14 protein-coding genes are annotated in these 10,908 nt (G+C 70.1%); 5 read left to right on the top strand and 9 right to left on the bottom strand.

The window, feature by feature from the left end:
- Positions 1 to 73 precede the first annotated feature (73 nt).
- On the top strand, positions 74 to 421 hold the full coding sequence (locus AB0B72_RS17985) for a DoxX family protein (protein WP_367739916.1): 348 nt from the start codon (positions 74 to 76) through the stop codon (positions 419 to 421).
- 11 nt (positions 422 to 432) lie between these two features.
- On the opposite strand, the gene AB0B72_RS17980 is transcribed toward AB0B72_RS17985, so the two are convergent.
- Entirely contained in the window at positions 433 to 1,554 is a 1,122-nt protein-coding gene (locus AB0B72_RS17980) for a sensor histidine kinase (RefSeq protein WP_367739915.1), read from the bottom strand.
- Positions 1,551 to 2,213, bottom strand: a complete 663-nt coding sequence (locus tag AB0B72_RS17975; RefSeq protein WP_367739914.1) for a response regulator transcription factor — start codon at positions 2,211 to 2,213, stop codon at positions 1,551 to 1,553. Before AB0B72_RS17975 ends, AB0B72_RS17980 begins: the two co-directional genes overlap by 4 nt.
- A gap of 181 nt (positions 2,214 to 2,394) precedes the next feature.
- On the opposite strand from AB0B72_RS17975, the gene AB0B72_RS17970 reads away from it, so the two are divergent.
- The 3 genes from AB0B72_RS17970 to AB0B72_RS17960 are packed head-to-tail and all read left to right on the top strand — an operon-like array spanning position 2,395 to position 5,632.
- Entirely contained in the window at positions 2,395 to 3,330 is a 936-nt protein-coding gene (locus tag AB0B72_RS17970; protein ID WP_367739913.1) for an ATP-binding cassette domain-containing protein, read from the top strand.
- Positions 3,327 to 4,859, top strand: a complete 1,533-nt coding sequence (locus AB0B72_RS17965) for an ABC transporter permease subunit (protein ID WP_367739912.1) — start codon at positions 3,327 to 3,329, stop codon at positions 4,857 to 4,859. The genes AB0B72_RS17970 and AB0B72_RS17965 overlap by 4 nt, the downstream gene beginning before the upstream one ends.
- Entirely contained in the window at positions 4,856 to 5,632 is a 777-nt protein-coding gene (locus AB0B72_RS17960; RefSeq protein WP_367739911.1) for an ABC transporter permease subunit, read from the top strand. The genes AB0B72_RS17965 and AB0B72_RS17960 overlap by 4 nt, the downstream gene beginning before the upstream one ends.
- Positions 5,633 to 5,891: 259 nt before the next feature.
- Here the strand turns inward: AB0B72_RS17960 and AB0B72_RS17955 are convergent, their stop codons facing one another.
- Positions 5,892 to 6,377, bottom strand: coding sequence for an RDD family protein (locus AB0B72_RS17955; protein ID WP_367739910.1), 486 nt, complete (start codon positions 6,375 to 6,377; stop codon positions 5,892 to 5,894).
- A 206-nt stretch (positions 6,378 to 6,583) separates the two neighbouring features.
- Between AB0B72_RS17955 and AB0B72_RS17950 the strand changes: the two genes are divergently transcribed.
- Positions 6,584 to 7,030, top strand: coding sequence for a hypothetical protein (locus tag AB0B72_RS17950; protein WP_367739909.1), 447 nt, complete (start codon positions 6,584 to 6,586; stop codon positions 7,028 to 7,030).
- Between the two features lie 41 nt (positions 7,031 to 7,071).
- Here AB0B72_RS17950 and AB0B72_RS17945 read toward each other — a convergent pair whose 3' ends face one another.
- From AB0B72_RS17945 to AB0B72_RS17920, 6 genes are all read right to left on the bottom strand, one after another.
- On the bottom strand, positions 7,072 to 7,680 hold the full coding sequence (locus AB0B72_RS17945; RefSeq protein ID WP_367739908.1) for a hypothetical protein: 609 nt from the start codon (positions 7,678 to 7,680) through the stop codon (positions 7,072 to 7,074).
- Positions 7,681 to 8,051: 371 nt separating this feature from the next.
- Positions 8,052 to 8,837 carry an arsenite methyltransferase gene (gene arsM / locus AB0B72_RS17940; RefSeq protein WP_367739907.1) on the bottom strand — a complete coding sequence of 262 codons (786 nt, stop codon included), beginning with the start codon at positions 8,835 to 8,837 and terminating at the stop codon, positions 8,052 to 8,054.
- A gap of 11 nt (positions 8,838 to 8,848) precedes the next feature.
- Entirely contained in the window at positions 8,849 to 9,187 is a 339-nt protein-coding gene (locus tag AB0B72_RS17935; RefSeq protein WP_367739906.1) for an ArsR/SmtB family transcription factor, read from the bottom strand.
- A gap of 89 nt (positions 9,188 to 9,276) precedes the next feature.
- Positions 9,277 to 9,675, bottom strand: coding sequence for an arsenate reductase ArsC (locus AB0B72_RS17930; RefSeq protein WP_367739905.1), 399 nt, complete (start codon positions 9,673 to 9,675; stop codon positions 9,277 to 9,279).
- Between the two features lie 31 nt (positions 9,676 to 9,706).
- Positions 9,707 to 10,450: an aquaporin gene (locus tag AB0B72_RS17925; RefSeq protein WP_367739904.1), complete on the bottom strand. Its 744-nt coding sequence runs from the start codon at positions 10,448 to 10,450 to the stop codon at positions 9,707 to 9,709.
- The gene (locus tag AB0B72_RS17920; protein ID WP_367739903.1) at positions 10,447 to 10,836 is read right to left on the bottom strand and encodes an ArsR/SmtB family transcription factor; all 390 of its coding nucleotides are present in this window, start codon (positions 10,834 to 10,836) and stop codon (positions 10,447 to 10,449) included. Before AB0B72_RS17920 ends, AB0B72_RS17925 begins: the two co-directional genes overlap by 4 nt.
- Positions 10,837 to 10,908: the final 72 nt, after the last annotated feature.

Raw genomic sequence — 10,908 nt, 5'->3', positions numbered from 1 at the left:
ACGCATCGCGGATCTATCAACAGGGGCTCCCAGGATCGGTGTCACAAGAAGGCACCAGCTAGGGAGTGTTCCCATGTCCACCACCGCCACCGTCGTCACCGTCCTGGCCGCCCTCTGGGTGGGTTTCTCCGCCTTCTCGCTCCTTCGCCGCGCCGAGTGGGTCGTGAAGCCGCTGACGGACTACGGCGTCCCCCGCTCGTGGTGGACCTGGCTCGGCGCGGCCAAGGCCGCGGGGTCCGTGGGGTTGCTGGCCGGCCTGTTCGTGCCGGTCGTCGGCCTCTTGGCCGGGATCGGGCTGGTGCTGTACTTCGCCGGAGCCGTCGTCACCGTGCTCCGGGCGCGCTCGTACTCGACCGTCGTCTACCCACTGCTGTACATGGGCCCGGTGATCGCCGCCTTGGTGCTGGGATACACCGCCTGACAGCAGCGGGTTCACCTCCCGAGGTTCGGTGGGGCCGCGTGCGCGAACCGTACGGTGACGGTCAGGCCGCCTTCGGGGCGTGCGCCGGCGGTGAGGGTGGCGTGATGAGCCTGGGCGACCGCGTTGACGATGGCGAGGCCGAGACCGTAGCCCTCGCGGCGGCTGTCACGATCGGGCGCCAGCCTCTGGAAGGGTTCGAAGAGTCGCTGGATCTGCCGGCCGGGGACGACCGGCCCGCTGTTGGCGACCGTAAGGGTCGCCCGCGTGCCGGAGGTCTGCGTGGTGATCTGGACGTGCCCGCCTGGGTGGTTGTGACGGACGGCGTTGTCGACGAGGTTGGTGACGAGGCTTTCGATCAGTCTCGGGTCCCCGGCCGTCACCGCGGGCGTCAGGTGTACGGCAAGGCCGATGCCTTTCTGTGTCGCCTGGTCGCGGCGGGAGGCGAGCACTCCCTCGACGACGCGGGCGAGGTCGACGGTGTCCCAGCGGGTGACACCGCGCTCGCTGCCGGCCAGCGCGAGCAGTGCCTGGACGAGCCGCTCCTGGTGTCCGCCGAGAGCCAGGGCCTCCTGGCAGGCCGAGCGCAGGGTGCCGGCGTCGGCATCGGGGTCGGCGAGGGCGACTTCGAGGAGGGTCCGCAGGCCGGCGAGAGGGGTGCGCAGCTCGTGGGAGGCGTTGGCGACGAAGTGCCGCTGGGCTTCGAAGGAGGCTTCGAGGCGGGCGAACAGCTCGTCGAGGATGCGGCCCAGCTCGGTCAGCTCGTCAGCGGGCTCGCCCAGGTTGAGGCGCTGGTGGAGGTTTCCGGCGGAGATGGCCCTGGCGGTGGTGGTGATGGCCCGCAGGGGCCTGAGGAAACGGCCGGCGACGAACCAGCCGGCCGCGAGGGCGACGGGGATGAGGATGGCGAGCGCGACGGCGGAGCCGGCAAGGAGCTGGTGCGGACCGATCCCGTTCCCGGTTCCGGTGATCGCGCCTGAGGGCGGACTGCCGACGGGAGTGGACGACTTGACGCCGGCGAGCGGCACCTCGACGATCACGAGCACGACAAGCCCGGCGATGAAGATCCCCATGGCGTAGAAGAGCGTGAGCCGGGCCTGCAGGGACCGCCCGGGGAGTGGCTGGGAGTCCGTCATGGTGGCCCGATCCGGTAGCCGCCTTCGCGGATGGTCTCGATCACGGGTGGGTCGCCGAGCTTGGCTCGCAGCCGGTGCATGGTGTGCTTGACCGCGGACGTGAAGGGGTCGGCCGCTTCGTCCCAGACCCGTTCGAGTAGTTCCTCGGCGGGAAGGACCATGCCGGGTGAGGCGAGCAGGCATTCGAGCAGCGCGAATTCCTTCGGGCTGAGTTCAAGGCGCCGGCCGACGCGGAACGCCGCCCGGCGAGCCGGGTCGAGGGTGATGTCCCCGCAGGAGAGGGTGGGAGGAATCGGCGGGGTGGCCCGGCGGGCCAGGGCCCGGACACGGGCGACCAGTTCGGCGAAGGCGAACGGCTTGGGCAGGTAGTCGTCCGCGCCGAGGCTGAGCCCTTCGACGCGGTCCTCGATCGTGCCGGCCGCGGTCAGCATCAGCACGCGGGTGCCGGAGCGGGCGGCGGCCAGTCGACGGCAGATGTCGTCACCGCCGACGCCAGGCAGGTCCCGGTCGAGGATGACCACGTCGTAGCGGGTGGCGTTCAAGCGGTCGAGGGCATCGATCCCGTCAAGCACGACATCGACGGCCATGCTCTCGCGGCGCAGCCCGGTGCCGATGGAGCGGGCCAGCACCTCGAAGTCCTCGACCACCAGGACCCTCACAGCGGATCACCGCCGGTCGCGCGAGGAAGGCGGCGGCGCGGGCCGCCGGTTCGACGTGTCACGTACGCAACGATGCCAGGTCGCAGGTTCCAACCGGGTCGCAGCGGCTGCGACCGGGCTGGAACCGGGCGGTGTGTACATCTACCCGCATGAGACCACATCGACCCGGCTGCTCACCCCGATGAGCGCCCCAGCGATCGCCGTCACCGGGCTGCGCAAGCGGTACGGGGTGACCCAAGCCCTCGACGGCATGTCCTTTTCCGTCCATCCGGGGCTGGTGACCGGCTTCGCAGGGCCGAACGGGGCCGGGAAGTCGACCACGATGCGAGTGATCCTGGGCCTGAACGCCGTGGAGGAGGGCACCGCGCTGATCGAGGGGAAGCCGTACCGAAGCCTTCGGCAGCCCCTGAACCACGTCGGCTCACTGCTGGACGCGGCGGCGCTCCACCCCAGCCGGAGCGCTCGCAACCACCTGCTCTGGCTGGCGCATTCGCAGGGCCTGTCAGCGCGGCGGGTGGACCAGGTGATCGAGCAGGTCGGCCTGACCTCGGCGGCCAGGCGCAAGGCGGGAGGCTACTCGCTCGGCATGCGGCAACGGCTCGGGATCGCCGCGGCCCTGCTGGGTGACCCGCCGATCATCATGCTCGACGAGCCGTTCAACGGCATGGACCCGGAAGGCATCATCTGGATGCGGGGTTTCCTGCGGTCCCTGGCCGCTCAGGGCCGTGCCGTGTTCGTGTCCAGCCACCTGATGAGCGAACTGCAGGACACGGCCCATCATCTCGTCGTGGCCGGGCGCGGCAAGGTCGTCGCCGACACCAGCGTGGCCGGTCTGATCACGGCCGCGTCCCGGAACCGGGTGGCCCTGCGCACCACGTCTCGTGCAGACGCGATGAGAGTGCTCGCGCGTGCCGGCGCGACCGTGACGGCCGCCGACCCGGACGCCGTTGCCGTCTCCGGCCTGCCTCCGGATCGTGTCGTGACGCTGCTGCGCGACAGCGCGGTCCCGTTTTCCGAAGTATCGGCGTATCGCGCCACTCTGGAGGAGGCCTACCTGGAGCTCACCCGCGACGCTGTCGAGTTCCACGCCGCGACGCCCGCGGAGGTGTCGCGGTGACCCCCACCATGACGCGGTACCGATCGGCCCAGCCGGCCGGGCGGGACGGCTTTCCCCAGTTGCTCCGTACGGAGTGGACCAAGTTCCGCACCGTACGGGGCTGGGTGCTCGGCATGGTGGCCGCGGCGGTGATGATGGTGCTGGTCGCCCTGCTCGCCGGGGCCGGCAGCGATCAGCACGGCTTGCCGGCCGTTCCGATCGGGCCCGGTGGTGAGCCGGTCACCGACAGCTTCTACTTCGTGCACCGGCCGCTGGGCGGGAACGGAAGCATCACGGTCTCGGTCGCCGCGCTCAGGGGCGGCATCTCCTCGGATCGCGCGGGCCTGCGGCCCGGCATCGTGCCGTGGGCGAAGGCCGGGATCATCATCAAGGAGAGCACCCGCCAGGGATCGCCCTACGCGGCGATCATGGTCACCGGCAGCCACGGCGTGCGGATGCAGGACGACTACGTCAACGACAGGGCCGGCCTGCCCGGCGCCGTATCCGCAGCGTCTCCACGCTGGCTGCGGCTGGACCGCTCCGGCGACGCGGTCACCGGCTATGAATCCGCCGACGGCACCCACTGGACCATGGTGGGCACCGTTCACGTGGACGGGCTCGGATCGACCGTGCAAGGTGGGCTCTTCGTCGCCTCTCCGCCTTCCGTGCAGGGCTTCGGCACCGTCCCCAGCGTGGCCACGGCCGTCTTCGGGAACCTCCGTGTTCAGGGAGGCTGGCTCGGCGGTCACTGGAAGGGTGGCCAGGTGGGGCCCGAGTCACGCACCTTCTCCGGCTACCCGGCGAACGCGCCGGGTTCGTTCACGGACTCCGGCGGCAGCGTCACAGTGACCGGAGCCGGCGACATAGCACCCGCCGTACGCGAGACCCTCCCCACGGGCGGCACCATCGGGGACATCCTCACCGGCACGTTCGCCGCGCTGATCGCGGTGATCGTCGTGGGCACGCAGTTCGTCACCGCCGAATACCGGGACGACATGATCTACGTCACCCTGGCCGCCAGCCCAAGACGAAGCCGGGTGCTGGCGGCCAAGGCCATTGTCCTGGGAGCCGTCACGTTCGTCGCCGGGCTGGCGGGATCGGTCGTCGCCATTCCACTCGGCAAGAGGCTCGCGGAGGCCAACGGCGTGTACCTGTTCCCGGTGACGTCGTCGGCCCTGCTCCGGGCCGAGGTCGGGACCGCGGCCCTGCTCGCGACCGCCGCGATCCTGGCCCTGGCCGTCGGCGCCATGCTCCGGCGCAGTGCCGGGGCGGTCACCACCGTTGTCGTGGCCATCGCGCTGCCCTACATCCTGGTCGCGCAGATCCCGTTTCTGCCCGCCGGCGCGTCGAGCTGGCTGACCCGGGTGACGCCGGCCGCGGCCTTCGCCGTCCAGCAGACGCTTGTGCCGTACCACCAGGTCACAAGCATCTCCACGCCGTACAACGGCTATTACCCGCTGGCGCCGTGGGCCGGGTTCGCCGTCCTGGCCGGCTACGCGGCGGTGTGCCTGGCCGTGGCAGCCGTCCTTCTCCGCAGGAGGGACGCATGAAACCGGCACTGCACGCGGAGTGGACGAAGGTACGGACCGTCGCCGGCCCTCTGTGGCTGCTGCTCGGCGCCATCACGGCGACCGTGGCGCTGAGCGCCGCGGTGACCTCGGTGATGAGCTGCGGCGCCGCCGGCTGCGGCGACGACCCGACCAAACTCAGCCTCACCGGCGTCGGGCTGGGCCAGGCGCCGGTCGCCATCCTGGCCGTGCTGGTCATCAGCGGCGAGTACAGCTCGGGCGCCATCCGCACCACCCTGGCGGCGATGCCGCATCGGGTCACCGTCCTCGCGGCCAAGGCCGTCACCCTTACCGGCGTCGTGGCCGCGGCCGGGATCGTTGCGGTTCTCGGGGCGCTGGCGGCGGGGCGGCTCATCCTGCCCGGCCGGGGTTTCACCGCCGCCCGCGGCTACCCGGCCCTGTCCCTGGCCGACGGGCCCACGCTGCGTGCGGCCGTCGGATCCATCCTCTACCTGGCCCTGATCGCCCTGCTCAGCCTCGGCGTCGCCACCGTCGTACGGGACTCCGCGGCCAGTATGGGGGTTGTCCTGGGCCTGCTCTACCTTCTCCCCATCCTCTCCCAGGCGATCGGCGATCCAAACTGGCAGCGTCTGCTCCAGCGGATCGGGCCCACGAGCGCCGGGCTGGCGATCCAAGCCACCACCGATCTGCGTAGCCTGCCCATCAGCCCGTGGGCCGGTCTTGGCGTGACCGCTGGGTGGGCCGCCGCGGCGCTCCTCGCAGGCGGCCTGCTGCTGCGCATACGCGATGTCTAGAGCACCCTTGCCGTGGATGGTCCTGGACGACTGAAACGCCGTGGCGACCGCGGGACGCCGGACGGCGATCTTGTTCCGATCGGCAGGCGAAGCATCATTCGAACCCTGGACCTAAGGGGCGCAGACGTGCTTGAGCCGTAGGAGCTGGTCTGCCGGGGGCTTGCCCGGGTCGATGGCAGAAGTCATGCGCGGGCTCCACACCAGCCGCCTGCGGCCCGCACTCCCCGGCTCGGTGGCATCTCGGAACCGGAGGCTCTCTTCAGGGCTTCGCGATCACGATCGTCCGAACGAGCTTGTCGTGGAGACACTGACGACTGCCGTTCAGGCCCATCCAGGCGAGGTCGACCAGGGCGAGCAGCCAGCCGATGAGGGGGACGAGGGGTGCGCCGAGATAGAAGAGTCCACGAATCGCGGCCTGGCCGAGTGTCGGCGTCCGGCCGCTGGAGAGTGATACGACCTTGATCTTCAACATCAGCTTGCCGATCGTCTGTCCCCAGCGGGCATGTGCCAGGCCGAAGTACAAGACCCCGAGAAGAATCTGAGCCGCGCCAAGCGCCCAGACTCTGGGATTGCTGCCCCAGGGATTCGCAATCGAGGAGTCGTCGGCGAGCGCCAAGGAGTCCGGGATGAAGGTCGCGACGATGGCGGTGAGGAGTATGAGGACGACTGCATCGATGATGCTGGCCACGAGACGGCGAAGAGGACGCGCTGTCTGATGGACAAGTTGGGAGGAAAGCTCGGTCACGCCGCAAGTGTGCCGCGTAGTGTTGAAAGGTCCAAGCAGTCGTTTGCACCCTCGGCCGCCACGGAAGGCGACCGCCACGACGGGGGCGTCCTCGACGGGGGCGTCCTCGACGGGGGCGGGCGCGTCGTGCCGGCGGGGCCGGAACCTGTGAGGGGGTCGGCGGTGTAGAGGTAGCGACCACGTACGCCCTCGTGACGGGAGCCGCCATGCTTCGCGCCGCTCTGACAGTGCCCCTGGCCTGTTCCCTGCTGGTGGGGTGTGCCGAGCAGCCGTCCGGCGGATGCCCTGACCGGTTGTCGCCGGCTCCCCTTCCCACCTGGGCCCGTACGGGGTTCCAGCCGCCCGACCAGGCGGTGCCGTACGTCATGGGGGACCGGGGCGACATCGCGGCCGTGGTGTTCGGAAATCCGTTGCTGTCGCCGCCGGGCAAGGATCGCGGCAACAAGATCCTCTGGGTGTCGCGGGTGTCCCAGAACGGGGATCCCCTGCTGATCGAGGCGCGCCTGGACGGCTCGGGCACGCCTGTCATGCGTGAGGTGCCGGGCGGTCCCGGTCCGTCGGGCGTCGACCTGCCGAAGGCGGGCTGCTGGCACGTGACGTTGCGCTGGTCCGGGCACGCCGACACCCTCAGGCTGCGGTACGTCCGGCAGTGACGCGGGGCGGCGGGTGCCGCCCGCCGCCCCGCGCCGGGTTGTTACTGCGGCCCGGGCCGGAGCGCGCGGCCGCCGCCGTATGCCTTCACGCGGCACTCGTCCTGAATCTTGGAGATGTCGACTTCGGGCCCGGGAATGCTCGCGTACCGCCAGCCGAACTTGGCGGGGCCGTCCACCTTGAAGAGGTGGACGTCGAAGCCGTGGTCCTGCAGGCACTTGGCCTCGATGCGGACGCTCTTGGCGTAGTTCGGGTTCTTGGCCGGGTCGAGCTCCGGCGGCAGCAGCGGCCGCAGGTGCTCGCAGGCGGCCCGCGCGGACCTCTCCGCCGCCCTGGACCAGGTCCCCTTGCTCGGCATGCTGTGCTTCCTCAGGCAGCCGGCGTACGCCTCGCGGAACTTCCGCACCTCGGCCTCGGAGCTGTCGAGGCGCAGCTGCGGGCGGGACTTCGCGGCATGGGCCGGCTTGGGCTCGGCCTGCGCCGCCGCCGGTCGGGTGGCTGACACGTGGCCTGCCGGGACGGGAGCGGGGGTGCCGGGGCCGCTCGCCGCCTCGGCGGCGCCACAGGCGGTGAGGAGGCCGCAGGCGAGGGCGGCGACGGAAAGCGCGGTGGCGTGCCGTGCGGACACGCGCCGGTCGGTTCGGTTGCTCATGCCGGAGAGGATGGTCGAGCAATGTCAGGAAGTTGTCAGGAACTCTTGGCCGGCAGATGAGCACAGGCGAGGTGGCCCCAGGCCGACGGCGGCGGTTCGACCTTCACGCTCCGGCTGCCCGCGCACGGTCACGCCTGGGAGAGCAGCGAGGCGTAGGCGCTGGAGTGCTGTTGCCCGGACATGCTCGTGTCAGGACCGCACGCTCATCCTCGGGGTGCACGCCATCCGCAGGGCCAGGCCCGAGGACATTTCGGCCGTCATCCGCGCGCTCTCCCGATGGGGCCGGAAGCAGCACCAAGCGGCCCGAGCTGCCGCCGGCCGGGACCGGCCCCCAGGCCGCCACCCTTGATCCTTATAGGCACGATCAGCGGTCAGACGCTCGCTACGGTGCTGCGACTCGTGGTGGTGGGCTTGACCGCCTGGACGATAGCCGAATGCAATCCGCCGGTCGCGGCATGGGTGCGTGTGATCGTGTACGTGGTGAATCCGGCCTTTGCGAGCATGGCGCGGTACTCGGTCTCTGTAAGGGTGCCGACCGAGCAGCCGACGAGGTGTTCGGCTCGGGCGCGCTGGGTGGAGTCGAGTCCGTCGTCGGCGATGACATCGGAGATGCCAAGCCTGCCGCCGGGCTTGAGCACGCGGAATGCCTCGGTGAGCACACGGGGTTTGTCTGCGGACAGGTTGATGACGCAATTGGAGATGATGACGTCCACGCTGGCATCCGGGAGCGGGATGTCTTCGATGTGGCCGTGCACGAACTCGACGTTGGTCGCTCCGGCCTCGGTGGCGTTGGCCCTGGCCAGTTCGATCATCTCGGGGGCGGCGTCCAGGCCGTACGCCTTGCCGGTCGGGCCGACCCTGCGCGCTGACAGCAGGACGTCGATGCCTCCACCCGATCCCAGATCAAGGACCACCTCGCCAGGCCGCAGGTCGGCGACAGCAATCGGGTTGCCGCATCCCAGGCTTGCTCTGAGGGCTCCTTCTGGCAGGCCGGTGGTGTCGTCGTAGCCGGCGGCGCCGAAGCAGCCGCCGGTGAACTCCTGCGGCTCACAGTCGACCACCTGTCGTCCCTCCCGTGCCGCTTTGGCGAGCTCGCCGTAACGGGTGACGACATCGGCTCTGATCTGCTCGACGGCGGACTCGGCGCGTTCGGACATGGTTGCTCCGTTCAGCAGGACGGGGGCGGCGAGGCGGGAACGGGGCGGCCCATGACGACGTCGGCGGCGGTGGGGAAGCACTCCACGCAGGCGTCGTTGATCCGGTAGAGGCTGGCCGTCCCACGATGCTCGACCAACACGAACCCCACGTCGGCCAGCACCTTCAGGTGCGCGGAGACGGTCGATTGCCCGATCTCGACGGCCTCCACGATCTCTTTGACCGCCATGGACGTCTGGGCGCGGGCGAGCAGGGTCACGATCTGGATGCGCGTGGCATCGGCCAGGGCCTTGAACCAACTGGCGTATTCGGCGGCGGTGGCCCGGTCGAGCGGCCTCGTTCCCTCATTCATCGTTAATCGACGATAAACGATGAAGTGTTCTAGCGGAAGAACCAGAAACCAGCCCAGCGGATGCCGGACCGGTCCGAGATGACGTTTCTCTAGTAGAGCTCGGCGAGCAGGTCGCGGACGCGGCGGTCGATCTCGTCGCGGATCGGGCGGACCTGGTCCACGGGCTTGCCTGCGGGGTCGTCGAGCTGCCAATCGAGGTAGCGCTTGCCGGGGAAGATCGGGCAGGCGTCACCACAGCCCATGGTGATGACCACGTCGGCGGCCTGGACGGCCTCGGTGGTCAACGGCTTGGGGAACTCCTTCGACAGGTCGAGACCCAGCTCCTCCATGACACCGATGACCGCGGGGTTGATGGTGTCGGCCGGCGCCGATCCGGCGGACCGGACTCGTACCCGACCGGCGGCGTGGTGATCGAGCAGAGCGGCGGCCATCTGGGAGCGTCCGGCGTTGTGCACGCAGACGAACAGCACCTCGGGGACGTCGGACACGTGGGGCTCCTTGACGGGTGAGCAGCGGTGATCAGGACGAGTGCGGTACGACGACGTCATGGTCCCCGTCGTCCTGGCGGGCGTCGGCTCCGGCCGGGCCGGATGCGGGGTACAGGGCGACGGCGATGACCGTTCCGACGAGGGCGCCGAGCAGTTGGGCGGCCACAAACGCGGGAATGGAGGACGGGGCGATCCCGGCGAAGGTGTCGGAGAAGCCGCGGGCGATCGTCACTGCGGGGTTGGCGAAGCTCGTGGAGCTGGTGAACCAGTACGCCGCCCCGATGTACGCGCCGACCAGCGGCGGGGCCAGATGCGCGCGGCCCTGCCGGGACAGGGCGACGATCAGCGCGACCAGGCCGGCGGTGGCGACGACCTCGCCGAGCCACAGCGACGGGCCCGACCGGACGTGCGTGGAGGCGGTCACGGGCGGCAGGGCGAACATGAGGTTGGCCAGCAGTGCCCCGGCGATCCCCCCGGCGACCTGGGCGGGCAGGTAAGCGGCCGCCTCGCGGGCGGTCAGCCCGCTCCGGTCGCGGCGTCCGAGCAGCCAGTCGACCAGGGAGACGACCGGGTTGAGATGCGCACCGGAGATCGGCCCGACCAGGATGATGATGACCGGCAGAGCCGCCGCGGTGGCCGCGCTGTTGGCCAGGAGTTGTACCCCGACGTCCTGTGACAGGCGCACGGCCATGACACCTGACCCGATCACCACGGCGACGAGCAGGCCGGTGCCCAGGAACTCGGCGAACGCCCGCCGTCCGATGCCCGTGGTCACGCCGTACCGGCGAGGGCGGGCGACGCCGGGCCGATCAGGGCCGACATGCGGGCCAGGACGGCGGGGTTGATCCAGTAGTAGACCCAGGTGCCCCGGCGCTCGGAGTCGATCAGCCCGGCTTGCTTGAGCACCTTGAGGTGGTGGCTGATGGTCGGCGGGGTGAGGTCGAAGGCCGCCGTCAGGTCGCAGACGCAGGTCTCGCCGCCTTCGTGGCAGGCGATCAACGACAGCAGGCGTAGCCGTACGGGGTCGGCGATGGCCTTGAACAACGGGGCCAGCTCAGCGGCCTCGCTCTCCGACAACGGCTCGCACACCAGTGGTGCGCAGCATGCCGCGCCGGACACATCCATGCCTGCGTCGAGGATTGGCAACACTTGCTTCGACATGTCTCTAATTTGACACAGGTCTAGGCAGTGGCACAAACTCCGGGTATCTGTTGATTAGAAGTTCATCGAAGC

The organism is Microbispora sp. NPDC049125 (assembly GCF_040802045.1).
GTDB lineage: Bacteria > Actinomycetota > Actinomycetes > Streptosporangiales > Streptosporangiaceae > Microbispora.
Note: the sequence above shows the minus strand (reverse complement) of the source record. Positions and strands in the feature narration are given on the sequence as shown.